This is a genomic window from Enterobacter sp. N5-15 (assembly GCF_057221635.1).
Map to the genome: position 1 here is coordinate 4,402,836 of NZ_CM170150.1, position 23,226 is coordinate 4,426,061.

Annotated in this window: 39 protein-coding genes; 4 read left to right on the plus strand and 35 right to left on the minus strand. The window is 50.8% G+C overall.

The annotated features are described in order from the left end of the window. The first annotated feature begins 20 nt into the window (after window positions 1–20). From rsmB to mscL, 3 genes are all read left to right on the plus strand, one after another. Window positions 21–1,307 carry a 16S rRNA (cytosine(967)-C(5))-methyltransferase RsmB gene (rsmB, locus tag AC2TE5_RS20805; RefSeq protein WP_484612294.1) on the plus strand — a complete coding sequence of 429 codons (1,287 nt, stop codon included), beginning with the start codon at window positions 21–23 and terminating at the stop codon, window positions 1,305–1,307. Window positions 1,308–1,329: 22 nt separating this feature from the next. Continuing rightward, entirely contained in the window at window positions 1,330–2,706 is a 1,377-nt protein-coding gene (trkA, locus tag AC2TE5_RS20810; RefSeq protein WP_008503482.1) for a Trk system potassium transporter TrkA, read from the plus strand. Window positions 2,707–2,852: 146 nt separating this feature from the next. Continuing rightward, window positions 2,853–3,263, plus strand: coding sequence for a large-conductance mechanosensitive channel protein MscL (gene mscL / locus AC2TE5_RS20815; RefSeq protein ID WP_023309449.1), 411 nt, complete (start codon window positions 2,853–2,855; stop codon window positions 3,261–3,263). On the opposite strand, the gene AC2TE5_RS20820 is transcribed toward mscL, so the two are convergent. The 31 genes from AC2TE5_RS20820 to rpsJ form a co-directional block, all read right to left on the minus strand. Continuing rightward, window positions 3,264–3,479: an alternative ribosome-rescue factor A gene (locus tag AC2TE5_RS20820; protein WP_023333665.1), complete on the minus strand. Its 216-nt coding sequence runs from the start codon at window positions 3,477–3,479 to the stop codon at window positions 3,264–3,266. It abuts the gene before it with no gap. Between the two features lie 57 nt (window positions 3,480–3,536). Continuing rightward, complete coding sequence (gene zntR / locus AC2TE5_RS20825) at window positions 3,537–3,962, minus strand: Zn(2+)-responsive transcriptional regulator (protein ID WP_023333666.1); 426 nt, start codon at window positions 3,960–3,962, stop codon at window positions 3,537–3,539. Between the two features lie 2 nt (window positions 3,963–3,964). Further along, the gene (locus tag AC2TE5_RS20830) at window positions 3,965–4,333 is read right to left on the minus strand and encodes a DnaJ family domain-containing protein (protein ID WP_159515035.1); all 369 of its coding nucleotides are present in this window, start codon (window positions 4,331–4,333) and stop codon (window positions 3,965–3,967) included. 107 nt (window positions 4,334–4,440) lie between these two features. After that, a complete protein-coding gene (gene rplQ / locus AC2TE5_RS20835) occupies window positions 4,441–4,824 on the minus strand; it encodes a 50S ribosomal protein L17 (RefSeq protein WP_001216368.1) in 384 nt (127 codons plus the stop codon). A gap of 40 nt (window positions 4,825–4,864) precedes the next feature. After that, the gene (locus AC2TE5_RS20840; protein ID WP_002919219.1) at window positions 4,865–5,854 is read right to left on the minus strand and encodes a DNA-directed RNA polymerase subunit alpha; all 990 of its coding nucleotides are present in this window, start codon (window positions 5,852–5,854) and stop codon (window positions 4,865–4,867) included. A 25-nt stretch (window positions 5,855–5,879) separates the two neighbouring features. Next, the gene (gene rpsD, locus AC2TE5_RS20845) at window positions 5,880–6,500 is read right to left on the minus strand and encodes a 30S ribosomal protein S4 (protein WP_004868345.1); all 621 of its coding nucleotides are present in this window, start codon (window positions 6,498–6,500) and stop codon (window positions 5,880–5,882) included. A gap of 33 nt (window positions 6,501–6,533) precedes the next feature. Next, window positions 6,534–6,923, minus strand: coding sequence for a 30S ribosomal protein S11 (gene rpsK / locus AC2TE5_RS20850; RefSeq protein WP_003863312.1), 390 nt, complete (start codon window positions 6,921–6,923; stop codon window positions 6,534–6,536). Between the two features lie 16 nt (window positions 6,924–6,939). Further along, window positions 6,940–7,296, minus strand: a complete 357-nt coding sequence (gene rpsM, locus AC2TE5_RS20855) for a 30S ribosomal protein S13 (RefSeq protein WP_003863308.1) — start codon at window positions 7,294–7,296, stop codon at window positions 6,940–6,942. Window positions 7,297–7,442: 146 nt separating this feature from the next. Next, window positions 7,443–7,559: a 50S ribosomal protein L36 gene (rpmJ, locus tag AC2TE5_RS20860; RefSeq protein ID WP_000868187.1), complete on the minus strand. Its 117-nt coding sequence runs from the start codon at window positions 7,557–7,559 to the stop codon at window positions 7,443–7,445. A gap of 31 nt (window positions 7,560–7,590) precedes the next feature. Beyond that, window positions 7,591–8,922: a preprotein translocase subunit SecY gene (gene secY / locus AC2TE5_RS20865; RefSeq protein ID WP_003863305.1), complete on the minus strand. Its 1,332-nt coding sequence runs from the start codon at window positions 8,920–8,922 to the stop codon at window positions 7,591–7,593. Window positions 8,923–8,929: 7 nt separating this feature from the next. Further along, entirely contained in the window at window positions 8,930–9,364 is a 435-nt protein-coding gene (gene rplO, locus AC2TE5_RS20870) for a 50S ribosomal protein L15 (protein WP_003863304.1), read from the minus strand. Window positions 9,365–9,367: 3 nt separating this feature from the next. Continuing rightward, window positions 9,368–9,547, minus strand: a complete 180-nt coding sequence (gene rpmD / locus AC2TE5_RS20875) for a 50S ribosomal protein L30 (protein ID WP_003863301.1) — start codon at window positions 9,545–9,547, stop codon at window positions 9,368–9,370. Between the two features lie 6 nt (window positions 9,548–9,553). After that, entirely contained in the window at window positions 9,554–10,054 is a 501-nt protein-coding gene (rpsE, locus tag AC2TE5_RS20880; protein WP_003863299.1) for a 30S ribosomal protein S5, read from the minus strand. Between the two features lie 14 nt (window positions 10,055–10,068). After that, window positions 10,069–10,422 (minus strand): 50S ribosomal protein L18, encoded by a 354-nt coding sequence (gene rplR, locus AC2TE5_RS20885; RefSeq protein WP_003863297.1) that lies wholly within the window; start codon window positions 10,420–10,422, stop codon window positions 10,069–10,071. 9 nt (window positions 10,423–10,431) lie between these two features. Next, window positions 10,432–10,965 carry a 50S ribosomal protein L6 gene (rplF, locus tag AC2TE5_RS20890; RefSeq protein WP_003863296.1) on the minus strand — a complete coding sequence of 178 codons (534 nt, stop codon included), beginning with the start codon at window positions 10,963–10,965 and terminating at the stop codon, window positions 10,432–10,434. Between the two features lie 12 nt (window positions 10,966–10,977). Beyond that, window positions 10,978–11,370 (minus strand): 30S ribosomal protein S8, encoded by a 393-nt coding sequence (gene rpsH, locus AC2TE5_RS20895; protein ID WP_006178918.1) that lies wholly within the window; start codon window positions 11,368–11,370, stop codon window positions 10,978–10,980. A gap of 30 nt (window positions 11,371–11,400) precedes the next feature. Then, entirely contained in the window at window positions 11,401–11,706 is a 306-nt protein-coding gene (gene rpsN / locus AC2TE5_RS20900; protein WP_003863291.1) for a 30S ribosomal protein S14, read from the minus strand. A gap of 14 nt (window positions 11,707–11,720) precedes the next feature. After that, the gene (rplE, locus tag AC2TE5_RS20905) at window positions 11,721–12,260 is read right to left on the minus strand and encodes a 50S ribosomal protein L5 (protein WP_001096206.1); all 540 of its coding nucleotides are present in this window, start codon (window positions 12,258–12,260) and stop codon (window positions 11,721–11,723) included. Between the two features lie 14 nt (window positions 12,261–12,274). Beyond that, window positions 12,275–12,589, minus strand: a complete 315-nt coding sequence (gene rplX / locus AC2TE5_RS20910) for a 50S ribosomal protein L24 (RefSeq protein ID WP_003863287.1) — start codon at window positions 12,587–12,589, stop codon at window positions 12,275–12,277. A 10-nt stretch (window positions 12,590–12,599) separates the two neighbouring features. Then, window positions 12,600–12,971: a 50S ribosomal protein L14 gene (rplN, locus tag AC2TE5_RS20915; protein WP_002919748.1), complete on the minus strand. Its 372-nt coding sequence runs from the start codon at window positions 12,969–12,971 to the stop codon at window positions 12,600–12,602. Between the two features lie 166 nt (window positions 12,972–13,137). Continuing rightward, on the minus strand, window positions 13,138–13,392 hold the full coding sequence (gene rpsQ, locus AC2TE5_RS20920) for a 30S ribosomal protein S17 (protein ID WP_008503489.1): 255 nt from the start codon (window positions 13,390–13,392) through the stop codon (window positions 13,138–13,140). Beyond that, window positions 13,392–13,583, minus strand: coding sequence for a 50S ribosomal protein L29 (gene rpmC, locus AC2TE5_RS20925; protein WP_003863282.1), 192 nt, complete (start codon window positions 13,581–13,583; stop codon window positions 13,392–13,394). Before rpmC ends, rpsQ begins: the two co-directional genes overlap by 1 nt. Continuing rightward, window positions 13,583–13,993: a 50S ribosomal protein L16 gene (gene rplP / locus AC2TE5_RS20930; RefSeq protein WP_002919759.1), complete on the minus strand. Its 411-nt coding sequence runs from the start codon at window positions 13,991–13,993 to the stop codon at window positions 13,583–13,585. The genes rpmC and rplP overlap by 1 nt, the downstream gene beginning before the upstream one ends. 12 nt (window positions 13,994–14,005) lie before the next feature. Next, a complete protein-coding gene (rpsC, locus tag AC2TE5_RS20935) occupies window positions 14,006–14,707 on the minus strand; it encodes a 30S ribosomal protein S3 (protein WP_000529945.1) in 702 nt (233 codons plus the stop codon). A 17-nt stretch (window positions 14,708–14,724) separates the two neighbouring features. Next, window positions 14,725–15,057 (minus strand): 50S ribosomal protein L22, encoded by a 333-nt coding sequence (rplV, locus tag AC2TE5_RS20940; RefSeq protein WP_002919773.1) that lies wholly within the window; start codon window positions 15,055–15,057, stop codon window positions 14,725–14,727. Window positions 15,058–15,071: 14 nt separating this feature from the next. Next, a complete protein-coding gene (gene rpsS / locus AC2TE5_RS20945; protein ID WP_001138117.1) occupies window positions 15,072–15,350 on the minus strand; it encodes a 30S ribosomal protein S19 in 279 nt (92 codons plus the stop codon). Window positions 15,351–15,366: 16 nt separating this feature from the next. After that, window positions 15,367–16,188 (minus strand): 50S ribosomal protein L2, encoded by an 822-nt coding sequence (gene rplB / locus AC2TE5_RS20950; RefSeq protein ID WP_000301859.1) that lies wholly within the window; start codon window positions 16,186–16,188, stop codon window positions 15,367–15,369. A gap of 17 nt (window positions 16,189–16,205) precedes the next feature. Further along, window positions 16,206–16,508 (minus strand): 50S ribosomal protein L23, encoded by a 303-nt coding sequence (gene rplW, locus AC2TE5_RS20955; protein WP_000617546.1) that lies wholly within the window; start codon window positions 16,506–16,508, stop codon window positions 16,206–16,208. Next, window positions 16,505–17,110, minus strand: coding sequence for a 50S ribosomal protein L4 (gene rplD / locus AC2TE5_RS20960; RefSeq protein WP_000424395.1), 606 nt, complete (start codon window positions 17,108–17,110; stop codon window positions 16,505–16,507). The genes rplW and rplD overlap by 4 nt, the downstream gene beginning before the upstream one ends. 10 nt (window positions 17,111–17,120) lie before the next feature. Continuing rightward, window positions 17,121–17,750 carry a 50S ribosomal protein L3 gene (gene rplC / locus AC2TE5_RS20965; protein ID WP_006178923.1) on the minus strand — a complete coding sequence of 210 codons (630 nt, stop codon included), beginning with the start codon at window positions 17,748–17,750 and terminating at the stop codon, window positions 17,121–17,123. Between the two features lie 32 nt (window positions 17,751–17,782). Then, window positions 17,783–18,094 carry a 30S ribosomal protein S10 gene (gene rpsJ / locus AC2TE5_RS20970; RefSeq protein WP_001181005.1) on the minus strand — a complete coding sequence of 104 codons (312 nt, stop codon included), beginning with the start codon at window positions 18,092–18,094 and terminating at the stop codon, window positions 17,783–17,785. 380 nt (window positions 18,095–18,474) lie between these two features. On the opposite strand from rpsJ, the gene AC2TE5_RS20975 reads away from it, so the two are divergent. Then, complete coding sequence (locus AC2TE5_RS20975) at window positions 18,475–18,948, plus strand: prepilin peptidase (protein WP_484612295.1); 474 nt, start codon at window positions 18,475–18,477, stop codon at window positions 18,946–18,948. Here the strand turns inward: AC2TE5_RS20975 and bfr are convergent. The 4 genes from bfr to fusA form a co-directional block, all read right to left on the minus strand. Further along, a complete protein-coding gene (gene bfr, locus AC2TE5_RS20980; RefSeq protein ID WP_484612296.1) occupies window positions 18,932–19,408 on the minus strand; it encodes a bacterioferritin in 477 nt (158 codons plus the stop codon). The genes AC2TE5_RS20975 and bfr overlap by 17 nt on opposite strands. A gap of 72 nt (window positions 19,409–19,480) precedes the next feature. After that, window positions 19,481–19,675 carry a bacterioferritin-associated ferredoxin gene (bfd, locus tag AC2TE5_RS20985; protein ID WP_008503493.1) on the minus strand — a complete coding sequence of 65 codons (195 nt, stop codon included), beginning with the start codon at window positions 19,673–19,675 and terminating at the stop codon, window positions 19,481–19,483. A gap of 179 nt (window positions 19,676–19,854) precedes the next feature. Further along, complete coding sequence (gene tuf, locus AC2TE5_RS20990) at window positions 19,855–21,039, minus strand: elongation factor Tu (protein ID WP_014068448.1); 1,185 nt, start codon at window positions 21,037–21,039, stop codon at window positions 19,855–19,857. Window positions 21,040–21,108: 69 nt separating this feature from the next. After that, entirely contained in the window at window positions 21,109–23,223 is a 2,115-nt protein-coding gene (fusA, locus tag AC2TE5_RS20995; RefSeq protein ID WP_063144212.1) for an elongation factor G, read from the minus strand. Window positions 23,224–23,226 lie beyond the last annotated feature (3 nt).

The following is a 23,226-nucleotide window of genomic DNA, read 5'->3' on the forward strand; positions in this document are numbered from 1 at the left end:
GCATTTTTATTTTTACGGTTATGAAAAAACAAAATCTACGCAGTATGGCGGCTCAGGCCGTTGAGCAGGTTATCGAGCAGGGCCAGTCATTAAGTAACGTCCTGCCTCCTCTGCAACAAAAAGTCTCTGATAAAGACAAAGCCCTGCTTCAGGAGCTCTGTTTTGGCGTTCTGCGCACGCTTTCTCAGCTTGAGTGGTTGATTAACAAACTGATGTCACGCCCAATGACAGGCAAGCAGCGCACCGTACACTATTTGATTATGGTGGGCTTTTATCAGCTTCTTCATACCCGCATCCCACCTCATGCCGCGCTGGCTGAGACGGTGGAAGGTGCCGTTGCGATTAAACGCCCTCAGCTGAAAGGGCTGATCAACGGCGTACTGCGTCAGTTCCAGAGACAGCAGGAAGAGCTTCTGGCTGAATTTGCCCAAAGCGAAGCACGTTTCCTGCACCCGGACTGGCTGTTGAAGCGCCTGAAAAAAGCTTATCCCCAGCAGTGGCAGGAAATTGCCGATGCCAACAACCAGCGTCCGCCAATGTGGTTACGCGTGAATCGAAATCACCACACCCGTGACGCATGGCTGGCATTGCTTGGAGAAGCTGGAATGAGTGGATTCCCGCATGACGCCTATCCAGATGCTGTACGCCTGGCCTCACCGGCACCGGTGCATGCATTACCCGGTTTTGATGAAGGCTGGGTAACCGTACAGGATGCCTCGGCTCAGGGCTGCATGACCTGGCTTGAACCCAAAAATGGTGAGCAGATCCTCGATCTGTGCGCCGCGCCTGGGGGCAAAACGACGCATATTCTTGAAGTGGCTCCGCAGGCCAGCGTGATGGCAGTGGACGTCGATGAACAGCGCCTCTCACGCGTCTACGACAACCTTAAGCGTCTTGGCATGAAGGCTCAGGTTAAGCAAGGCGATGGACGCAAACCCGCAGAATGGTGTGGTGAAACACAATTCGATCGCATTTTGCTGGACGCTCCCTGCTCTGCAACCGGTGTTATTCGTCGTCATCCGGACATCAAGTGGCTACGCCGCGATCGTGATATTAAGGAACTTGCCCAACTGCAATCCGACATTCTCGACGCCATTTGGTCACATCTTAAACCTGGCGGAACGCTGGTCTATGCAACCTGCTCCGTACTGCCGGAAGAAAACAGCCAGCAAATCGCGGCCTTCCTTAAACGTACCCCGGACGCCACGCTGCGCGATACGGGAACGCCTGAATCCCCGGGTCTGCAGAACCTGCCGGGTGCTGAAGAGGGTGATGGCTTCTTTTACGCTAAGCTAATCAAAGAGTGATGTTGAGAACAGGTCACGAGATATGAAGATTATCATTCTGGGTGCAGGACAGGTGGGCGGAACGCTGGCGGAAAACCTGGTTGGCGAAAACAACGACATCACAATTGTTGATACCAACGGCGATCGTCTGCGTGTCTTACAGGACAAGTTTGACCTGCGCGTGGTGCAGGGTCATGGTTCGCACCCACGCGTTCTTCGTGAGGCGGGTGCCGATGATGCCGACATGCTGGTTGCGGTAACCAGTTCTGACGAAACCAACATGGTGGCCTGTCAGGTGGCCTACTCGCTTTTCAACACGCCAAACCGAATCGCGCGTATTCGCTCTCCGGACTATGTTCGCGATGCTGAGAAACTGTTTAATTCCGAAGCGGTCCCTATTGACCATCTCATCGCGCCAGAACAGCTGGTTATCGACAATATCTATCGCCTGATCGAATATCCGGGCGCCCTGCAGGTGGTGAACTTTGCCGAGGGTAAAGTGAGCCTGGCAGTGGTTAAGGCCTATTACGGTGGACCATTGATCGGGAATGCGCTTTCCACCATGCGCGAGCACATGCCGCATATCGATACGCGCGTCGCAGCCATCTTCCGTCACGACAGGCCAATCCGCCCGCAAGGTTCCACGATTGTCGAAGCGGGTGATGAGGTCTTCTTTATTGCGGCCTCACAGCATATTCGTGCGGTGATGAGTGAACTTCAGCGTCTCGAAAAACCGTATAAACGCATTATGCTGGTCGGCGGCGGCAATATTGGTGCAGGTCTGGCACATCGGTTAGAAAAAGATTACAGCGTGAAGTTGATCGAGCGCGATCAACAGCGTGCTGCAGAACTGGCAGAAAAACTGCAAAATACGATCGTATTTTATGGCGATGCGTCGGATCAGGAGCTGCTGGCTGAAGAGCATATTGATCAAGTTGATCTCTTTATTGCCGTCACCAACGACGACGAGGCGAATATAATGTCCGCCATGCTCGCCAAGCGTATGGGAGCAAAGAAGGTCATGGTGCTCATCCAGCGCAAGGCGTATGTCGATCTGGTTCAGGGCAGCGTCATTGATATTGCCATTTCGCCGCAGCAGGCGACAATTTCCGCGCTCCTGAGCCATGTTCGTAAAGCGGATATTGTCGGTGTGTCATCGCTCCGCCGCGGCGTAGCGGAAGCCATAGAAGCTGTTGCTCACGGAGATGAAACCACGTCACGCGTCGTGGGCCGGTCGATCGACGAAATTAAGCTGCCGCCAGGCACGATTATCGGCGCCGTTGTACGCGGGAACGACGTCATGATTGCCAATGACAATTTACGTATTGAGCAAGGCGATCACGTTATTATGTTCCTTACCGATAAAAAGTTTATTACCGACGTCGAACGTTTATTCCAGCCAAGTCCATTCTTCCTTTAAAGATTTGGGTGCTCGAGTAAGAGCACCCGTACTTTATCCTTTTCATTTCTGTGCCTTTTATTTTTCATAACGTTTAATTATCCCGAATGGCAATTGGCTAATCATTTGTTAAACTTATACTCGTCAGCTGGCACAAGGAGAGAACAATGAGTTTTATTAAAGAATTTCGCGAATTTGCGATGCGCGGGAACGTGGTGGATTTGGCAGTGGGTGTCATTATTGGTGCAGCATTCGGCAAGATTGTTTCATCATTAGTGGCCGACATTATCATGCCACCTTTAGGGCTCTTAATCGGGGGCATCGATTTCAAACAATTCGCTTTCACGCTGCGTGAAGCGCAGGGTGATGTTCCGGCAGTAGTAATGCACTACGGCGTATTTATTCAGAACGTATTTGATTTTGTGATTGTCGCGTTTGCCATTTTTATGGCTATCAAGCTGATCAACAGGCTCAACCGTAAAAAAGAAGAGCCGGCTGCTGCACCTGCACCAACGAAAGAAGAAGTGCTGCTGAGTGAGATCCGCGATCTGTTAAAAGAGCAGAATAACCGCGTATAATCAACAGATAAAAGCAGGAAGGCCAGTGGTAAATAAGCGATTCGCTTGCTTGCCACTGGCCTCCCAGTTACCCCGTTTTTCATGTTTGTCTTTACGCAGATAACTTCCTTTCCCTTTTTTATTCTTCTCAACGCGCTGCCTGAATAACGGGTCGTGAAGTAACGCCTCAATGGCATTGTCCTTTATTTGTCCTTTCGTGTGCTGATAGCGGCTCATAATGTCTCCAGAGCAGGGTTTATGACGACGGGAGTCTAGACCCGGATGAACTAAAAATCAACAGCCCTGTTTTTCTCCACTCGCTCCCTGTTCAAGGGCTTCGAGAATTGAACAGTAAATACTGCTGTGGGCCGTCCCGCAGCAGGCATCATTCAGCCTTTGCAGAGAGCGCTGCATGGTTTGCAATTCCTGAATGCGTGCTTCAACTTCATCCAGCCGGGCCTGCACAATGCTTTTAGATTCCTGGCAGGTGTGATGCTCCGGATCGATGCGGATCGATAATAACTCACGGATCGAATCCAGCGTGAAGCCGAGCTGACGCGCATAACGAATAAACCGCAGTCGCTGCAGATCGTTATCGGTATAAAGGCGAAAGCCTCCTTCTGTACGAACTTCATGATCGATCATCTGCTGCTTTTCGTAATATCGGATGGTATCCGGCGTGACGTTCGCAAGCTTCGCAAGTTCACCGATACGGTACATAACTACTCCTCGTTTATTTTCTGCATCAATCTTTCACCGTATTCACCGCGAAGGAAATCGGTGTTCATCCCAGCCTGGCGCAGCTTGAGTTCAAGCAGGGCGAGGCGGCGACTAAGTTCAGAGTATCGCGGATCGTCATGGCGGATCCCGTTGAGAAGATCGGCCAGTTCTACAGCCTCTCTGCGCTGTTCGAGCTCAGGAGGGAGACAGCCGGCATTTTTCAGTAAACGGTATCCAGCACGCAGTTCAGGCGCGATGTGCGAATCATCGTCAAGCACAAGGGGTTCGCCGCTACCCGGGAGATCGTCGAATTCACCTTTTCTTTGGGCATCGCGAATATGGCGTTCTGCCCACTGGTCGAGCAACCACATTACCAGCTCCAGGGGATGAACAGAATTGATACAGACATTGTAGAGAAGTGGGGGTATCGCGGATATAAAAAAACCCGCCGAAGCGGGTTTTTTTACGTTACTGCAGATTACTCTGCAGCAGCTTCTGCTTTCTCTGAACGATCAACCAGCTCGATGTAAGCCATCGGCGCGTTGTCGCCTGCACGGAAACCACACTTCAGAATGCGAGTGTAACCACCGGCACGGCTCGCGAAACGCGGGCCCAGTTCGTTAAACAGTTTTGCCACGATCTCGTTATCACGAGTACGGGCGAATGCCAGACGACGATTAGCAACGCTGTCAGTCTTGGCAAGAGTAATCAGCGGCTCAACTACGCGACGCAGCTCTTTCGCTTTAGGCAGGGTCGTCTTGATGATCTCATGACGAACCAGTGAACCTGCCATGTTGCGGAACATAGCCTGGCGATGGCTGCTGTTGCGGTTCAGTTGACGACCACTCTTACGATGGCGCATGACCTTATCCTTCTCAGTAAAACCTTAACCTGTGATCCGGTTACTCGTCAGCAATGCTTGCCGGTGGCCAGTTTTCCAGGCGCATGCCCAGAGACAGACCACGTGAAGCCAGCACGTCTTTAATCTCAGTAAGAGATTTTTTACCCAGGTTCGGCGTTTTCAGCAACTCAACCTCGGTACGCTGTACCAGATCACCGATATAGTGGATAGCTTCTGCCTTGAGGCAGTTAGCAGAGCGGACAGTCAATTCGAGATCGTCAACAGGGCGCAGCAGGATCGGATCGAATTCTGGTTTCTCTTCTTTCACTTCCGGCTGACGTACATCACGTAAGTCAACGAAAGCTTCCAGTTGTTCTGCCAGGATGGTTGCCGCACGACGAATCGCCTCTTCAGGATCGATTGTGCCGTTGGTTTCCATTTCGATGACCAGCTTGTCCAGGTCGGTACGCTGTTCTACACGCGCTGCTTCAACATTGTAGGCAATACGCTCTACAGGGCTATAGCATGCGTCGACCAGCAGACGGCCGATTGGGCGCTCATCTTCTTCCGAATGAATTCGGGCAGAAGCCGGCACATAACCACGACCGCGCTGAACTTTGATACGCATGCTAATAGCTGCGTTCTCATCGGTCAGGTGGCAGATCACGTGCTGCGGCTTGACGATTTCAACATCACCGTCGTGGGTGATGTCGGCTGCAGTCACAGGGCCAATGCCAGATTTATTCAGAGTAAGAATAACTTCATCTTTACCCTGAACTCTCACCGCCAGCCCTTTCAGGTTGAGCAGGATTTCAAGGATATCTTCCTGAACGCCTTCTTTGGTGCTGTACTCATGAAGTACACCATCAATCTCAACCTCGGTCACCGCGCAACCCGGCATCGATGAGAGCAGAATACGGCGCAGTGCGTTACCCAGAGTATGGCCAAAGCCACGCTCTAAAGGCTCAAGGGTCACCTTGGCGTGCGTCGAACTCACTTGCTCGATATCTACCAGGCGCGGTTTTAGAAACTCTGTCACAGAACCCTGCATTGTGTCCTCTCTTTGGTACTAAGCTTTACTTGGAGTAAAGCTCGACGATCAGGTGTTCGTTAATGTCCGCAGACAGATCAGAACGTTCTGGCTGACGCTTGAACGTACCTTCCATCTTGCCAGCATCAACTTCCAGCCAGGTTGGCTTTTCACGCTGCTCAGCCAGCTCCAGAGCGGCCTTCACGCGAGATTGCTTTTTCGCTTTCTCACGAATGCTAACAACGTCATTCGCTTTAACCTGATAAGAAGCGATGTTAACAACACGACCGTTTACCATGATTGCTTTGTGGCTAACCAGCTGACGTGATTCAGCACGAGTAGCGCCGAAGCCCATACGGTATACAACGTTGTCCAGACGACCTTCCAGCAGAGCCAGCAGGTTTTCACCTGTGTTGCCTTTCAGACGTGCTGCTTCTTTATAGTAGTTACGGAACTGACGCTCCAGCACACCGTACATACGGCGAACTTTTTGCTTTTCACGCAACTGCACACCATAGTCAGACAGACGCGGTTTACGCGCACCGTGCTGGCCAGGAGCTTGTTCAATTTTACACTTGGTATCGATCGCGCGAACGCCAGACTTAAGGAATAAGTCGGTGCCCTCACGACGGCTCAGCTTGAGCTTAGGACCCAAATATCTTGCCATTTTCTATCTCCAACTAACCTAAAAAACGGAGCGTTATACGCGACGTTTTTTCGGCGGACGACAACCGTTATGAGGGATCGGAGTCACATCAGTAATATTCGTGATGCGGAAACCAGCGGCGTTCAGAGCGCGAACAGTAGATTCACGACCCGGACCCGGACCTTTAACCATAACTTCCAGATTCTTGATGCCGTATTCTTTTACGGCTTCTGCGCAACGCTCTGCTGCAACCTGAGCTGCGAACGGAGTGGATTTGCGAGAACCACGGAAACCGGAACCACCGGCTGTTGCCCAACCCAATGCGTTACCCTGACGATCAGTAATAGTAACGATGGTGTTGTTGAAAGAAGCATGGATATGAGCCACGCCGTCAGAGACTTGTTTTCTTACACGTTTACGTGCACGAACTGGTGCCTTTGCCATTATTCAATCACCCCGATTATTTCTTGATCGGTTTGCGCGGACCCTTACGGGTACGTGCGTTGGTCTTAGTACGCTGACCGCGCACTGGCAGACCACGACGATGACGCAAACCGCGATAGCAACCAAGATCCATCAGGCGCTTGATGCTCATGCTGATTTCACGGCGCAGATCACCTTCAACGACAAATTTGGCAACTTCGTCACGCAGCGTGTCGATTTGTTCTTCAGACAGCTCACTGATCTTAACATCTTCAGCGATACCCGCTGCAGCCAGAATGGCTTTAGAACGGGTCTTGCCGACGCCGTAGATCGAAGTTAATGCGATCACAGCATGTTTCTGATCAGGAATGTTAATGCCTGCTATACGGGCCACTATGCACTCCTACTATTTAATATGTACGCACCATGCTGAAAAGCCCGTTTTCAGGATACTCAAATGGAAACGTACAGACATACAAAAGATTGGCTGGCTAATCTAGCCAGCTCAACCCAACTTTGCAAGAAAAATATGCGAAATAATCAGCCTTGGCGCTGTTTATGCTTCGGCTCGGCACTGCAAATCACACGGATGACACCATCACGCTTAACGATTTTGCAGTTACGGCATAATTTCTTGACGGAAGCACGAACTTTCATTTTTACTCTCCGTAACTTCTCAGGCGACCATTTAGCGGCCGTAGCCTTTCAGGTTCGCCTTCTTCAATGCAGACTCATACTGACTGGACATCATCAGAGTTTGCACTTGAGCCATAAAGTCCATAATCACGACAACAACGATAAGCAGTGAGGTCCCACCGAAGTAGAACGGTACTTTCATTGCATCACGCATGAACTCCGGGATCAGGCAGATAAAAGTAATATAAAGCGCACCAACCAAAGTCAGGCGAGTCATTACTTTATCGATATACTTCGCCGTTTGCTCTCCCGGACGAATTCCTGGTACAAATGCACCGGACTTCTTCAGGTTATCTGCTGTTTCACGCGGGTTGAAGACCAACGCCGTGTAGAAGAAACAGAAGAAGATGATCGCAGACGCATAGAGTAACACATAAAGTGGTTGCCCAGGCTGCAAATACAGCGAAATTGTTGTCAGCCAGTTCCAACCAGTACCGCCCCCGAACCATGACGCGATGGTTGCCGGGAACAGAATAATACTGGAAGCGAAGATAGCCGGGATAACCCCCGCCATGTTCACTTTCAGCGGTAAATGTGTGCTCTGTGCAGCATAGACACGACGACCCTGCTGACGTTTAGCGTAGTTCACCACAATGCGGCGTTGACCACGTTCAACGAAGACAACAAAGAACGTCACTGCAAATACTAATACTGCAACCAACAGCAACAGGAGGAAGTGCAGGTCGCCTTGACGCGCTTGCTCGATAGTATGGGCGATGGCTGGCGGGAGGCCCGCAACAATACCGGCGAAGATAATGATTGAGATACCGTTACCGATACCACGCTCAGTAATCTGTTCGCCGAGCCACATCAGGAACATAGTCCCTGTGACCAGACTTACAACAGCGGTGAAGTAGAATGCAAAGCCCGGGTTTAACACCAGGCCCTGCATACCAGGCATATTCGGCAAACCGGTAGCAATACCGATCGACTGGAATATTGCCAGCACCAGAGTACCGTAACGGGTGTACTGACTAATCTTACGACGTCCAGACTCCCCTTCTTTCTTCAACTCTGCCAGGGCCGGATGAACGACCGTCAGCAGCTGGATAATAATAGATGCCGAAATGTACGGCATAATACCCAATGCGAAGATAGAAGCACGGCTGAGAGCACCACCAGAGAACATGTTGAACATTTCAATGATGGTGCCTCGCTGTTGCTCAAGCAGTTTGGCAAGTACAGCGGCATCGATACCAGGGATCGGAATAAAAGAGCCAATACGGAACACAATCAGCGCGCCGATAACAAACAGCAGTCTGCGTTTCAGCTCGCCAAATCCACCTTTGGCACTTTGAAAATCTAATCCCGGTTGCTTAGCCATCTGCTACTTATTCCTCAATTTTACCGCCAGCAGCTTCGATAGCAGCACGAGCACCTTTAGTAACACGCAGGCCACGAACAGTTACCGGAGTAGAAACTTCACCAGCCAGGATCACTTTCGCGAACTCGATCTGGATACCGATAATGTTTGCTGCTTTCAGCGTGTTCAGGTCTACAACGCCGCCTTCAACTTTCGCCAGGTCAGACAGACGGATTTCCGCTGTGATCGCTGCTTTGCGAGAGGTGAAGCCGAACTTCGGCAGACGACGGTACAGTGGCATCTGGCCACCCTCGAAACCGCGACGTACGCCACCGCCAGAACGAGAGTTCTGACCTTTGTGACCACGACCACCGGTTTTGCCGAGGCCAGAACCGATACCACGACCCAGGCGTTTACCCGCCTTTTTAGAGCCTTCGGCCGGAGACAGAGTATTTAAACGCATCTCTTACTCCTCAACTTTAACCATGAAGTAAACCGCGTTGACCATACCACGAACAGCAGGAGTATCCTCGCGCTCAACGGTATGACCAATACGACGCAGACCCAGGCCAAGCAGCGTTGCCTTGTGTTTCGGCAGACGACCGATTGCACTGCGGGTTTGAGTGATTTTAATAGTCTTTGCCATGGTCAATTACCCCAGAATTTCTTCAACGGATTTACCACGCTTGGCAGCGACCATTTCTGGAGAATTCATATTTTCCAGGCCATCAATAGTTGCACGAACCACGTTGATCGGGTTGGTGGAACCATATGCTTTGGCCAGAACGTTATGAACCCCAGCAACTTCCAGAACGGCGCGCATTGCACCACCGGCGATGATACCGGTACCTTCTGAAGCTGGCTGCATGAATACACGAGAACCCGTGTGAACACCTTTAACTGGGTGCTGCAGGGTGCCGTTGTTCAGCGCGACGTTAATCATATTGCGACGGGCTTTTTCCATCGCTTTCTGGATCGCTGCTGGAACTTCACGCGCTTTACCGTAACCAAAACCAACGCGACCGTTACCATCGCCTACTACAGTCAGAGCTGTGAAGGAGAAAATACGACCACCTTTAACGGTTTTAGATACGCGGTTTACCGCGATCAGCTTTTCCTGCAGTTCGCCAGCCTGTTTTTCGATGTGAGCCATCTTACACCTCTACCTTAGAACTGAAGGCCAGCTTCACGGGCAGCATCTGCCAGTGCCTGGACACGACCATGATATTGGAACCCGGAACGGTCAAAGGAAACATTGCTGATGCCTTTTTCCAGAGCGCGTTCTGCAACAGCTTTACCTACAGCTGCAGCGGCGTCTTTGTTACCGGTGTACTTCAATTGTTCTGAGATAGCTTTTTCTACAGTAGAAGCAGCTACCAGAACTTCAGAACCGTTCGGTGCAATTACCTGTGCGTAAATATGACGCGGGGTACGATGTACCACCAGGCGAGTTGCACCCAGCTCTTTGAGCTTGCGGCGTGCGCGGGTCGCACGACGGATACGAGCAGATTTCTTATCCATAGTGTTACCTTACTTCTTCTTAGCCTCTTTGGTACGCACGACTTCGTCGGCGTAACGAACACCCTTGCCTTTATAAGGCTCAGGACGACGGTAGGCGCGCAGATCTGCTGCAACCTGACCGATCAGCTGTTTATCAGCGCCTTTCAGCACGATTTCAGTTTGAGTCGGACATTCTGCAGTGATACCGGCCGGCAGCGGATGCTCAACAGGGTGTGAGAAGCCCAGAGACAGGCCTACTGCATTCCCTTTGATAGCTGCACGATAACCTACACCAACCAGCTGAAGCTTTTTAGTGAAGCCTTCGGTAACACCAACAACCATTGAGTTCAGCAGGGCACGCGCGGTACCAGCCTGAGCCCATCCATCCACGAAACCATCACGTGGACCGAAGGTCAGAGCGTTATCTGCATGTTTAACTTCAACAGCTTTGTTGAGGGTACGAGTCAGCTCGCCGTTTTTACCTTTGATCGTAATAACCTGACCGTCGATTTTTACATCAACGCCGGCAGGAATAACGACCGGTGCTTTAGCAACACGAGACATTCTTTCCTCCGATTAGGCTACGTAGCAGATAATTTCGCCACCAAGACCAGCCTGGCGCGCTGCACGATCAGTCATAACACCTTTAGAGGTAGAAACAACTGCGATACCAAGACCAGCCATAACTTTCGGCAGCTCATCTTTTTTCTTATAGATGCGCAGACCTGGGCGGCTGACACGCTGAATGCTTTCTACAACAGCTTTACCCTGGAAATACTTGAGAGTAAGTTCCAGTTCCGGCTTGGTGTCGCCTTCAACTTTAAAATCTTCGATAAAACCTTCTTCCTTCAGCACGTTGGCAATTGCCACTTTCAGCTTGGCGGAAGGCATGGTGACCGCAACTTTGTTCGCGGCCTGACCGTTACGGATACGGGTCAGCATATCCGCGATCGGATCTTGCATGCTCATCTGTCTTTACTCCCGTGATTCAATTGGTAATTACCAGCTAGCCTTTTTCAAGCCTGGCACTTCACCGCGCATAGCGGCTTCACGCAGTTTGATACGGCTCAACCCAAACTTGCCCACATAACCATGTGGACGACCTGTTTGACGACAGCGGTTACGCTGACGAGACGGGCTGGAATCACGCGGCAGAGACTGCAGCTTGAGAACCGCATTCCAACGATCTTCGTCGGAAGCGTTCACATCAGAAATGATCGCTTTCAGTTCAGCGCGTTTAGCGAAGAATTTATCAGCTAAAGCTACGCGCTTTACTTCGCGTGCTTTCATTGATTGCTTAGCCATTCAGTAACCCTACCTTACTTGCGGAACGGGAAGTCAAAGGCAGCCAGCAGAGCACGGCCTTCTTCGTCAGATTTCGCAGTAGTGGTAATGGTAATATCCAAACCACGCACGCGGTCGACTTTATCGTAGTCGATTTCTGGGAAGATGATCTGCTCACGGACACCCATGCTGTAGTTACCACGACCGTCGAAAGACTTAGCGGACAAGCCACGGAAGTCACGGATACGTGGAACAGCAATAGTGATCAGGCGCTCAAAGAACTCCCACATGCGTTCGCCACGCAGAGTTACTTTACAGCCGATCGGATAGCCCTGACGGATTTTGAAGCCTGCAACAGATTTGCGTGCTTTGGTGATCAGCGGTTTTTGACCGGAGATTGCTGTCAGGTCAGCTGCTGCGTTATCCAGCAGTTTCTTGTCAGCGATCGCTTCACCAACACCCATGTTCAGGGTGATCTTCTCGACCCGAGGGACTTGCATGACAGAATTGTAGTTAAACTCAGTCATGAGTTTGTTAACTACTTCGTCTTTGTAGTAATCATGCAGTTTCGCCATCGTACTACTCCAAATTACTTGATAGTTTCGCTGTTAGACTTGAAGAAACGGACTTTTTTGCCGTCTTCGAATCTAAAGCCTACACGGTCAGCCTTGCCGGTAGCCGCATTGAAGATTGCAACGTTAGAAACCTGAATAGCAGCTTCTTTTTCAACGATGCCGCCTGGTTGGTTCAGGGCCGGAACCGGCTTCTGATGTTTCTTAACCAGGTTGATACCTTCAACGACAAGTTTGCCGGAAGACAGAACATTTTTTACTTTACCGCGTTTACCTTTATCTTTACCGGTTAACACGATAACTTCGTCATCACGACGGATTTTCGCTGCCATGATTCGCTCCTTAGAGTACTTCTGGTGCCAGAGAGATAATTTTCATGAACTTCTCAGTACGAAGTTCACGAGTTACCGGCCCAAAGATACGCGTGCCGATAGGCTGCTCGCTGTTATTGTTTAAAATAACGCATGCATTACCATCGAAGCGAATGACAGAACCGTCAGGGCGACGAACACCCTTCTTGGTGCGCACCACTACCGCCTTCAGCACATCACCTTTTTTGACCTTACCACGTGGAATTGCTTCCTTGATGGTGATCTTGATGATGTCGCCTACGCCTGCGTAGCGACGGTGCGAGCCACCCAGAACCTTGATACACATTACGCGACGTGCACCGGAGTTGTCGGCGACGTTCAGCATAGTCTGTTCTTGGATCATTTTAGTGCTCCGCTAATGTCAACTACTACCTGAGACTCTAAAATCAGAGCCGTTAAAAAGCCCCATATCGAGGGCGCGGCATTATAACACCGCTTCTGCAATATGGGTAGAAAAAATAAACGGCTCATCGCTGAGCCGTTTATTCGTATTGAGAAGGCGTACTGTATTACAGAACCGCTTTCTCTACAACGCGAACCAGCGTCCAGGACTTAGTCTTGGACAGTGGACGGCATTCACGGATTTCAACCTTGTCGCCGATACCACATTCGTTGTTCTCGTCATGTACGTGCAGTTTGGTCGTACGCTTGATGAATTTACCGTAGATCGGGTGTTTCACAATACGTTCGATAGCTACAACAATGGATTTCTCCATTTTGTCGCTAACAACACGACCTTGCAGAGTACGGATTTTATCGGTCATTACGCACCCGCCTTCTGAGTCAGTAAAGTCTTAACGCGTGCAACATTGCGACGCACTTGCTTCAGCAGGTGAGTCTGTTGCAGCTGGCCACTTGCAGCCTGCATACGCAGGTTGAACTGCTCACGCAGCAGGTTCAGCAGCTCAGCGTTCAGCTCTTCAACGCTTTTTTCACGCAGCTCTTTTGCTTTCATTACATCACCGTCTTAGTTACAAAGGTGGTTTTGATAGGCAGTTTCGCTGCTGCCAGGCCGAAGGCTTCACGGGCCAGCTCTTCCGGAACACCGTCCATTTCATAAAGGACTTTGCCCGGTTGGATCAAGGCAACCCAGTACTCCACGTTACCTTTACCTTTACCCATACGAACTTCCAGCGGCTTCTCGGTGATCGGTTTGTCCGGGAATACACGGATCCAGATCTTACCTTGACGCTTAACTGCACGGGTCATTGCACGACGTGCTGCTTCGATCTGACGTGCAGTCAGACGACCACGGCCAACAGCTTTCAGACCGAAAGTGCCGAAGCTAACATCCGTACCCTGCGCCAGACCACGGTTGCGGCCTTTGTGCACTTTACGGAATTTTGTACGCTTTGGTTGTAACATCAGCGACGCTCCTTATTTACGGCCTTTACGCTGCTGCTTTTTAGGTTGAGCAGCCGGTTTTTCCGGTTGTTCAACAGCAGCCATACCACCCAGGATCTCACCTTTGAAGATCCATACCTTAACGCCGATTACACCGTAAGTGGTGTGCGCTTCAGAGGTGTTGTAGTCGATGTCAGCACGCAGAGTGTGCAGCGGTACGCGACCTTCGCGGTACCATTCGGTACGTGCGATTTCCGCGCCGCCCAGACGGCCGCTAACTTCAACTTTGATACCTTTAGCGCCCAGACGCATTGCGTTCTGTACAGCACGCTTCATAGCACGACGGAACATAACACGACGTTCCAGCTGTGAAGTGATGCTGTCAGCAACCAATTTAGCGTCCAGTTCAGGCTTACGAACTTCAGCGATATTGATCTGTGCAGGAACGCCAGCGATATCCGCTACGACCTTGCGCAGTTTTTCTACGTCTTCGCCTTTCTTACCGATAACGATGCCAGGGCGAGCAGTGTGAATAGTCACACGGATGCTCTTCGCTGGACGCTCGATAACGATACGAGATACAGACGCTTTAGCCAGTTCCTTAGTCAGGTACTGACGTACTTTAAAATCGCTGTCCAGGTTGTCAGCGAATTCTTTGGTGTTCGCAAACCAGGTAGAGTTCCATGGTTTTACAATACCCAGGCGAATACCATTAGGATGTACTTTCTGACCCATTGCTAGTCTCCAGAGTCTCAGCGATCGGACACAACCACAGTAATGTGGCTGGTGCGCTTCAGGATGCGATCTGCACGACCTTTCGCACGCGGCATAATGCGCTTCATGCTTGGGCCTTCATCTACGAAAATTTTCGCGACTTTCAGATCGTCGATGTCAGCGCCATCGTTGTGTTCAGCGTTAGCAATGGCAGATTCCAGTACTTTCTTGACCAATACCGCAGCTTTCTTGTTGGTATAGGTCAGGATGTCCAGGGCCTGCGACACTTTCTTACCGCGAATCAGGTCAGCAACAAGGCGAACCTTCTGAGCAGAAGAACGAGCATGGCGATGTTGAGCTAAAGTTTCCATCTCTTCCTCCTACCTTATTTCTTCTTCGCTTTTTTATCAGCAGCGTGGCCGCGATAAGTACGAGTCGGTGCGAATTCACCCAGTTTGTGACCAACCATTTCGTCGGTAACAAAGACTGGAACGTGCTGACGACCATTATGGACAGCGATGGTCAAACCGATCATGTTAGGAAAGATCGTTGAACGACGGGACCAAGTGCGCAGGGGCTTCTTGTCTCCGCTTTCCACCGCTTTCTCTACCTTCTTCAGCAAGTGCAGGTCAATAAAAGGACCTTTCTTGAGAGAACGTGGCATGGCTTATCCTCTAAAATTATTTGCTACGGCGACGTACGATAAATTTATCAGTACGCTTGTTGCTGCGGGTCTTCTTACCTTTGGTCTGAACGCCCCACGGAGTTACCGGGTGCTTACCAAAGTTACGACCTTCACCACCACCATGTGGGTGGTCGACTGGGTTCATCGCAGTACCGCGAACGGTAGGACGAACACCACGCCAGCGTGCAGCACCTGCTTTACCCAGAACGCGCAGCATATGCTCAGCATTGCCAACTTCGCCCAGAGTAGCGCGGCAGTCTGCTTCGACTTTACGCATTTCACCAGAACGCAGACGCAGGGTGACATAAGCACCATCACGAGCAACGATCTGAACGTAAGTACCAGCGGAACGTGCCAGCTGACCGCCTTTACCTGGTTTCATTTCTACGTTATGAACGGTAGAGCCAACCGGGATATTGCGCATCGGCAGGGTGTTGCCTGCTTTGATTGCAGCATCAACGCCAGACTGAATCTGGTCGCCAGCTTTCAGGCCTTTAGGGGCCAGGATGTAACGGCGTTCGCCGTCTTTGTACAGAACCAGCGCGATGTTCGCGGAACGGTTCGGATCGTACTCAAGACGTTCAACAACTGCTGGGATACCGTCTTTGTTGCGTTTGAAGTCAACAATACGATAAGCCTGCTTGTGGCCACCACCGATGTGACGAGTGGTGATACGGCCATTGTTGTTACGACCACCGGATTTGCTGTTTTTTTCCAGCAACGGAGCAAAAGGTTTGCCCTTGTGCAGCTCAGGGTTAACCACTTTAACTACGTGGCGACGACCCGGAGATGTCGGTTTACATTTAACAACTGCCATTGTATTACTCCTCCGACTTACTCAGCGCCGCCAACGAAGTCCAGATTCTGGCCTTCTTTCAGGGTGACGTAAGCTTTTTTCCAGTCGCTACGACGACCGATACGCTGTCCGTGACGTTTAACTTTCCCTTTAACGACCAGGGTGTTAACGACTTCGACTTCGACTTCAAACAGTTTCTGCACAGCAGCTTTGATCTCTGCTTTGGTCGCGTCTTTAGCAACTTTGAGAACGATGGTGTTTGTTTTTTCCATCGCAGTAGACGCTTTTTCAGAAACGTGCGGTGCGCGAAGCACCTTCAGCAGACGTTCTTCACGAATCATGCCAGCATCTCCTCAACTTGCTTAACAGCATCAGCAGTCATTACGACTTTGTCGAAGGCGATCAGGCTAACCGGGTCGATACCAGTCGCATCGCGTACGTCAACCTTGTGCAGGTTACGTGCGGCCAGGAACAGGTTCTCGTCCAGCTCACCGGTGATGATCAGCACATCTTCCAGAGCCATGTCTTTCAGTTTCTGTGCCAGCAGCTTAGTTTTAGGCGCTTCAACAGAGAACTTCTCGACAACGATCAGACGATCCTGACGTACCAGTTCGGACAGAATGCTTTTCAGCGCGCCGCGGTACATCTTTTTGTTAACTTTTTGACTGTGGTCCTGTGGACGCGCAGCGAAGGTCACGCCACCTGAACGCCAGATCGGGCTCTTGATAGAACCTGAACGCGCACGGCCGGTACCTTTCTGGCGCCATGGCTTTTTGCCAGAACCAGTTACTTCAGCACGAGTCTTCTGAGCACGAGTACCCTGACGAGCACCAGCTGCATAAGCAACTACAACCTGGTGAACCAGCGCTTCGTTGAAATCACGACCGAAGGTAGTTTCGGAAACAGTCAGCGCGCTCTGCGCGTCTTTCAATACTAATTCCATTGCTATCCCCTTACGCCTTCACAGCTGGTTTAACGATCAGGTCGCTACCGGTTGCACCCGGAACTGCACCTTTAACCAGCAGCAGGTTGCGCTCAGCGTCAACACGTACTACGTCCAGGCTCTGAACGGTTACACGTTCGTTACCCAGCTGACCTGCCATTTTCTTGCCTTTGAACACTTTGCCCGGAGTCTGGTTCTGACCGATAGAACCCGGAACGCGGTGAGACAAGGAGTTACCGTGGGTAGCGTCCTGGGTACGGAAGTTCCAGCGCTTAACGGTACCAGCAAAACCTTTACCTTTAGAGGTACCGGTTACGTCAACTTTTTTAACGTCAGCAAACAGCTCAACGCTAATGTCCTGACCTACGGTGAACTCTTCGCCTTCAGCAAGACGGAATTCCCACAGACCACGGCCAGCTTCTACGCCAGCTTTAGCGAAGTGACCCGCTTCTGGTTTGGTTACACGGTTAGCTTTTTTAGCACCAGTGGTCACCTGAACAGCGCGGTAGCCATCGTTAGCCAGATCTTTAACCTGGGTAACGCGGTTTGCTTCAACTTCGATTACGGTTACTGGGATTGAAACGCCATCTTCAGTGAAGATGCGGGTCATGCCCACTTTTTTACCGACTAAACCAATCATTGTATCAACCTCTCAATCGCTCGATGACCTGATTAACCCAGGCTGATCTGCACGTCTACACCGGCAGCCAGATCCAGACGCATCAGAGCATCAACGGTTTTCTCAGTTGGCTCAACGATGTCAACCAGACGCTTGTGAGTGCGGATTTCGTACTGATCGCGCGCGTCTTTGTTGACGTGCGGGGAGATCAGAACGGTGAAGCGCTCTTTGCGGGTCGGCAGCGGGATCGGACCACGGACTTGCGCACCAGTGCGCTTAGCAGTCTCGACGATTTCCGCGGTTGATTGATCGATCAGACGATGATCAAACGCTTTAAGGCGGATACGGATTCTTTGGTTCTGCATGAGACCAGAGCTCCAATTATTTTATAAACGAAAATGATTACTCCTCAAACCCATTACGATTGATGGGAGAGTGTAACCGTTCTTACGTAGCTCCCCAATTGGGAGCATTGTTGAGTAACAAAGTGAGCTACTCTGGTTCAGATTGAACCCGCCGTCAATTACGACAAGCCCGCGCATTATACGTAAATCTGGGCAAGACGCAAGTGCCGTTTAGAAATTAAGCGCCTGAGGCGCAGTATGCGTAAGGGCGCGCAACTTTTTACGCAATGTATCCCTTCTCAATGCTTTGTCTCGAGCCCCTACGCAATTGTCGTTTTTGTCGATTGCCGGCCAGGCCGCTTATGACGAGTATGCGCTCAAACCCTTTTGAGGCCATCTCCATGCTAACCACCCTCCCCTTTTTGCTGGTCTATTTTTCGCTGACGGCCTTTCTTGTCCGTGCAGATATTCGCTACGGACTGCTTCCCGATAAATTTCTCTGCCCGCTGCTATGGTCGGGCCTGCTCTTTCAGCTCTGTATCCATCCTGATTTTCTGCCGAGTGCTGTGGCGGGTGCGATGGCTGGATATATCGGCTTTGCCGTTATCTACTGGGGATATCGGTTTATCTGCCGGCGTGAAGGGATGGGATATGGCGATGTAAAATACCTGGCGGCGCTTGGCGCGTGGCATGGCTGGTGCATACTGCCTGCACTGGCATTACTCGCTGCGCTTATGGCGCTACTCAGCATTCTTGTGTTTTCGTTATTCACCCCTGATAAAGGGGCATTAAAAAACCCACTGCCTTTTGGGCCATTTCTGGCAGCAGCGGGTTTATGCGTAGGTTGGAAGACGGTGGTTACTCTTCCACTTTAATCTGCGACTGAAGGTAGTTCTGCAGGCCGATTTTAGCAATCAAGTCCAGCTCCGTTTCCAGCCAGTCAATGTGGCCTTCTTCATCGGCCAGGATCTGGATCATCATATCGCGACTGACGTAGTCATGTACGCTGTCTGCGTAGGCAATGGCTTCACGGAGATCTTTGGCGCCTTCAAGCTCCAGCCTGAGGTCGGAACGCAGCATCTCTTCGACATCTTCTCCGATGCCCAGCTTTCCGAGGACCTGCAGGTTTGGAATGCCTTCAAGGAATAAAATACGCTCGATATATTTATCGGCGTGCTTCATTTCATCGATCGATTCATGGTACTCAACGTCGTTCAGACGTTTAAGCCCCCAGTTTTTGAACATTCTCGCGTGAAGAAAGTACTGGTTAATTGCGACAAGCTCATTTCCCAATAATTTATTGAGATAACTTATGATTTTAACATCACCTTTCATTATATAGTCCCTCCGCTTCCACTCATTGAAGCGTAGATCGGGCTACAGGGATGTCAAAAAAAAGATGGGCGCTTACGCGATCTCTTTGTATTCCGGGATCTGCATCAATTCGTCCTGCATGATCTCGCGCGCAGCACGTACGCATTTACCGCATTGATTTCCCACCGGAACAAATTTGCGTAGCTGCTGAAATGACTGAGGCTGAAACTGGCGAACGGCCTGACGTATTTTCTTGTCGCTTACACCATTACATAAACAAACGTACATAGAGACTCCCGTTCAAATTATGCGCAAAGTGTAAGTGAGAATGGTTATGATTACAATAGCACAAGCGCCACAATACGGGGCGGGAGCAGGCAAAAAATGCGAAATTTTGTGACAGTGACTGAACGGCAGAAAACAAAAAAGGACGCCGAAGCGTCCTTTTTTTATTCAGGGATAATTAATTAGCCCAGAACTTTAGCAACAACGCCCGCACCAACGGTACGGCCGCCTTCACGGATTGCGAAACGCAGACCGTCGTCCATCGCGATTGGGTGGATCAGAGTCACAACCATCTTGATGTTGTCGCCTGGCATTACCATCTCTACGCCTTCTGGCAGTTCGATGGTACCGGTCACGTCAGTTGTACGGAAGTAGAACTGTGGACGGTAGCCTTTGAAGAACGGAGTATGACGGCCGCCTTCGTCTTTGGACAGGATGTACACTTCAGATTCGAACTTGGTGTGTGGCTTGATTGAGCCTGGCTTCGCCAGAACCTGACCACGTTCGATTTCTTCACGTTTGATACCACGCAGCAGAACACCAACGTTCTCACCAGCACGGCCTTCGTCCAGCAGTTTGCGGAACATTTCAACGCCAGTACAGGTAGACTTAGCAGTCTCTTTGATACCAACGATTTCAACTTCTTCACCAACTTTGATGATACCGCGCTCTACACGACCGGTAACAACGGTACCACGACCGGAGATGGAGAATACGTCTTCGATTGGCAGCAGGAATGGCTTGTCAATCGCACGCTCTGGTTCTGGGATGTAAGAATCCAGGAAGCCAGCCAGTTCGATGATTTTCGCTTCCCACTCAGCTTCGCCTTCCAGCGCTTTCAGAGCAGAACCACGAACGATTGGGGTATCGTCGCCTGGGAAATCGTACTGAGACAGCAGTTCACGAACTTCCATCTCTACCAGTTCCAGCAGCTCTTCGTCATCAACCATGTCGCATTTGTTCAGGAACACGATGATGAAAGGAACGCCTACCTGACGACCCAGCAGGATGTGCTCACGAGTCTGAGGCATTGGGCCGTCAGTCGCAGCAACAACCAGGATCGCGCCGTCCATCTGCGCAGCACCGGTGATCATGTTTTTAACATAGTCGGCGTGGCCTGGGCAGTCTACGTGTGCGTAGTGGCGAGTCGGGGTGTCATATTCAACGTGGGAAGTGTTGATGGTGATACCACGTGCTTTTTCTTCTGGTGCGTTATCGATCTGGTCGAATGCACGAGCAGAACCACCGTAGGTTTTAGCCAGAACGGTAGTGATTGCAGCAGTCAGGGTAGTTTTACCATGGTCAACGTGGCCGATAGTACCAACGTTGACGTGCGGTTTTGTACGTTCAAATTTTTCTTTAGACACGGCTATATTCCTTACTATAGTGCTCTCCCCTGTGGAGAGAGCACGGGACTTAGGTTTTAATCCTGTGGATTACTTACCACGGGCTTCAATAACGGCCTGAGCAACGTTGTTAGGCGCATCATCATACTTCAGGAATTCCATGGTGTATGATGCACGACCTTTGGTCAGAGAACGCAGCTGAGTTGCATATCCGAACATTTCAGACAGCGGAACTTCAGCGTGGATCTTAACGCCAGTTACTTCGGATTCCTGACCACGCAGCATACCGCGACGACGGCTCAAGTCACCGATAACGTCACCGGTGTTCTCTTCAGGAGTTTCTACTTCAACCTTCATGATTGGCTCAAGCAGAACTGGTTTTGCTTTCTTAAAGCCTTCTTTAAAGGCAATAGACGCAGCCAGTTTAAACGCCAGTTCAGAGGAGTCAACGTCGTGGTAAGAACCGAAGTGCAGACGAACACCCATGTCAACAACCGGATAGCCAGCCAGCGGGCCCGCTTTCAGCTGTTCCTGGATGCCTTTATCAACGGCTGGGATGTATTCGCCAGGAATTACACCACCTTTGATGTCGTTGATGAACTCGTAACCTTTCGGGTTAGAGCCCGGCTCCAGTGGGTACATGTCGATCACAACGTGACCGTACTGACCGCGACCACCAGACTGCTTAGCGTGTTTACCTTCAACATCGGTAACTTTCGCGCGAATCGCTTCGCGGTAAGCAACCTGAGGTTTACCCACGTTCGCTTCAACGTTGAATTCACGCTTCATACGGTCAACGATGATGTCCAGGTGCAGTTCACCCATACCAGCGATGATGGTCTGGTTAGATTCTTCATCAGTCCATACGCGGAATGATGGGTCTTCTTTCGCCAGACGGCCCAGAGCCAGACCCATTTTTTCCTGGTCAGCTTTGGTTTTTGGTTCAACTGCGATGGAGATTACCGGCTCAGGGAATTCCATACGCTCCAGAATGATCGGGTGATCTGGGTCACACAGGGTGTCACCAGTAGTCACGTCTTTCAGACCGATAGCTGCAGCGATGTCGCCCGCACGAACTTCTTTGATCTCTTCACGTTTGTTAGCGTGCATCTGTACGATACGGCCAAAACGTTCACGCGCCGTTTTCACGGAGTTCAGGATGGTGTCACCGGAGTTAACCACACCAGAGTAAACGCGGAAGAAGGTCAGGTTACCCACGAATGGGTCGGTAGCAATTTTGAACGCCAGTGCAGAGAATGGCTCTTCGTCGCTTGCGTGACGCTCAGCCGGAGTATCTTTACCGTCGTCCAGGATGCCGTTGATCGCAGGAACGTCAACCGGGGATGGCAGGTAGTCAACTACCGCATCCAGCATCGCCTGAACACCTTTGTTCTTGAACGCAGAACCACAGGTTACCAGGATGATTTCGTTGTTCAGAACGCGCTGACGCAGAGCTTTTTTGATCTCTTCTTCAGTCAGTTCTTCACCACCCAGGTATTTCTCCATCAGCTCTTCAGAAGCTTCAGCAGCGGATTCGATCAGGTTCTGGTGCCATTCGTCAGCCAGGTCCTGCATCTCAGCCGGGATATCTTCGTATTCGAAGGTAACGCCCTGGTCTGCATCGTTCCAGTTGATGGCTTTCATTTTCACCAGGTCGATAACGCCGGTGAAGCCTTCTTCAGCACCAATAGCCAGCTGCAGCGGAACAGGGTTCGCGCCCAGACGGGATTTGATCTGACCAACAACTTTCAGGAAGTTAGCACCCATACGGTCCATTTTGTTAACGAACGCGATGCGTGGAACTTTATATTTGTTCGCCTGACGCCATACGGTCTCAGACTGTGGCTGAACACCACCAACTGCGCAATAAACCATTACCGCGCCGTCAAGAACACGCATGGAACGTTCTACTTCGATGGTGAAGTCAACGTGGCCCGGGGTGTCGATGATGTTTACGCGATGCGGTTCGTACTGCTTAGCCATACCTGACCAGAATGCAGTAGTCGCTGCGGAGGTGATAGTAATACCACGCTCCTGCTCCTGTTCCATCCAGTCCATGGTGGCTGCGCCGTCATGAACTTCACCGATTTTATGGTTTACACCGGTGTAGAACAGAATACGTTCGGTAGTAGTGGTTTTACCGGCGTCGATGTGCGCACTGATACCGATGTTACGGTAGCGTGCGATGGGTGTTGTACGAGCCATTTG

Excerpts from the sequence above, each read along its gene's own strand:
- rplP (WP_002919759.1), bottom strand. The coding sequence starts at position 13,993 with ATGTTACAACCAAAGCGTACAAAATTCCGTAAAGTGCACAAAGGCCGC.
- rpsS (WP_001138117.1), bottom strand. The coding sequence starts at position 15,350 with ATGCCACGTTCTCTCAAGAAAGGTCCTTTTATTGACCTGCACTTGCTG.
- rpsK (WP_003863312.1), bottom strand. The coding sequence starts at position 6,923 with ATGGCAAAGGCACCAGTTCGTGCACGTAAACGTGTAAGAAAACAAGTC.
- zntR (WP_023333666.1), bottom strand. The coding sequence starts at position 3,962 with ATGTACCGTATCGGTGAACTTGCGAAGCTTGCGAACGTCACGCCGGAT.
- secY (WP_003863305.1), bottom strand. The coding sequence starts at position 8,922 with ATGGCTAAGCAACCGGGATTAGATTTTCAAAGTGCCAAAGGTGGATTT.
- rplW (WP_000617546.1), bottom strand. The coding sequence starts at position 16,508 with ATGATTCGTGAAGAACGTCTGCTGAAGGTGCTTCGCGCACCGCACGTT.
- bfd (WP_008503493.1), bottom strand. The coding sequence starts at position 19,675 with ATGTACGTTTGTTTATGTAATGGTGTAAGCGACAAGAAAATACGTCAG.
- AC2TE5_RS20830 (WP_159515035.1), bottom strand. The coding sequence starts at position 4,333 with ATGTGGTTGCTCGACCAGTGGGCAGAACGCCATATTCGCGATGCCCAA.
- bfr (WP_484612296.1), bottom strand. The coding sequence starts at position 19,408 with ATGAAAGGTGATGTTAAAATCATAAGTTATCTCAATAAATTATTGGGA.
- rplB (WP_000301859.1), bottom strand. The coding sequence starts at position 16,188 with ATGGCAGTTGTTAAATGTAAACCGACATCTCCGGGTCGTCGCCACGTA.
- rpsE (WP_003863299.1), bottom strand. The coding sequence starts at position 10,054 with ATGGCTCACATCGAAAAACAGGCTGGCGAACTGCAGGAAAAGCTGATC.
- rplV (WP_002919773.1), bottom strand. The coding sequence starts at position 15,057 with ATGGAAACTTTAGCTCAACATCGCCATGCTCGTTCTTCTGCTCAGAAG.
- fusA (WP_063144212.1), bottom strand. The coding sequence starts at position 23,223 with ATGGCTCGTACAACACCCATCGCACGCTACCGTAACATCGGTATCAGT.
- rpmJ (WP_000868187.1), bottom strand. The coding sequence starts at position 7,559 with ATGAAAGTTCGTGCTTCCGTCAAGAAATTATGCCGTAACTGCAAAATC.
- rpsQ (WP_008503489.1), bottom strand. The coding sequence starts at position 13,392 with ATGACCGATAAAATCCGTACTCTGCAAGGTCGTGTTGTTAGCGACAAA.
- rplN (WP_002919748.1), bottom strand. The coding sequence starts at position 12,971 with ATGATCCAAGAACAGACTATGCTGAACGTCGCCGACAACTCCGGTGCA.
- rplC (WP_006178923.1), bottom strand. The coding sequence starts at position 17,750 with ATGATTGGTTTAGTCGGTAAAAAAGTGGGCATGACCCGCATCTTCACT.
- mscL (WP_023309449.1), top strand. The coding sequence starts at position 2,853 with ATGAGTTTTATTAAAGAATTTCGCGAATTTGCGATGCGCGGGAACGTG.
- rpmC (WP_003863282.1), bottom strand. The coding sequence starts at position 13,583 with ATGAAAGCAAAAGAGCTGCGTGAAAAAAGCGTTGAAGAGCTGAACGCT.
- rpsN (WP_003863291.1), bottom strand. The coding sequence starts at position 11,706 with ATGGCTAAGCAATCAATGAAAGCACGCGAAGTAAAGCGCGTAGCTTTA.
- rsmB (WP_484612294.1), top strand. The coding sequence starts at position 21 with ATGAAAAAACAAAATCTACGCAGTATGGCGGCTCAGGCCGTTGAGCAG.
- rpmD (WP_003863301.1), bottom strand. The coding sequence starts at position 9,547 with ATGGCAAAGACTATTAAAATCACTCAAACCCGCAGTGCAATCGGTCGT.
- rpsH (WP_006178918.1), bottom strand. The coding sequence starts at position 11,370 with ATGAGCATGCAAGATCCGATCGCGGATATGCTGACCCGTATCCGTAAC.
- AC2TE5_RS20820 (WP_023333665.1), bottom strand. The coding sequence starts at position 3,479 with ATGAGCCGCTATCAGCACACGAAAGGACAAATAAAGGACAATGCCATT.
- AC2TE5_RS20840 (WP_002919219.1), bottom strand. The coding sequence starts at position 5,854 with ATGCAGGGTTCTGTGACAGAGTTTCTAAAACCGCGCCTGGTAGATATC.
- rplX (WP_003863287.1), bottom strand. The coding sequence starts at position 12,589 with ATGGCAGCGAAAATCCGTCGTGATGACGAAGTTATCGTGTTAACCGGT.
- trkA (WP_008503482.1), top strand. The coding sequence starts at position 1,330 with ATGAAGATTATCATTCTGGGTGCAGGACAGGTGGGCGGAACGCTGGCG.
- rplE (WP_001096206.1), bottom strand. The coding sequence starts at position 12,260 with ATGGCGAAACTGCATGATTACTACAAAGACGAAGTAGTTAACAAACTC.
- rplR (WP_003863297.1), bottom strand. The coding sequence starts at position 10,422 with ATGGATAAGAAATCTGCTCGTATCCGTCGTGCGACCCGCGCACGCCGC.
- rplO (WP_003863304.1), bottom strand. The coding sequence starts at position 9,364 with ATGCGTTTAAATACTCTGTCTCCGGCCGAAGGCTCTAAAAAGGCGGGT.
- rplD (WP_000424395.1), bottom strand. The coding sequence starts at position 17,110 with ATGGAATTAGTATTGAAAGACGCGCAGAGCGCGCTGACTGTTTCCGAA.
- rpsJ (WP_001181005.1), bottom strand. The coding sequence starts at position 18,094 with ATGCAGAACCAAAGAATCCGTATCCGCCTTAAAGCGTTTGATCATCGT.
- rpsD (WP_004868345.1), bottom strand. The coding sequence starts at position 6,500 with ATGGCAAGATATTTGGGTCCTAAGCTCAAGCTGAGCCGTCGTGAGGGC.
- rplQ (WP_001216368.1), bottom strand. The coding sequence starts at position 4,824 with ATGCGCCATCGTAAGAGTGGTCGTCAACTGAACCGCAACAGCAGCCAT.
- AC2TE5_RS20975 (WP_484612295.1), top strand. The coding sequence starts at position 18,475 with ATGCTAACCACCCTCCCCTTTTTGCTGGTCTATTTTTCGCTGACGGCC.
- rpsC (WP_000529945.1), bottom strand. The coding sequence starts at position 14,707 with ATGGGTCAGAAAGTACATCCTAATGGTATTCGCCTGGGTATTGTAAAA.
- rplF (WP_003863296.1), bottom strand. The coding sequence starts at position 10,965 with ATGTCTCGTGTTGCTAAAGCACCGGTCGTTATTCCTGCCGGCGTTGAT.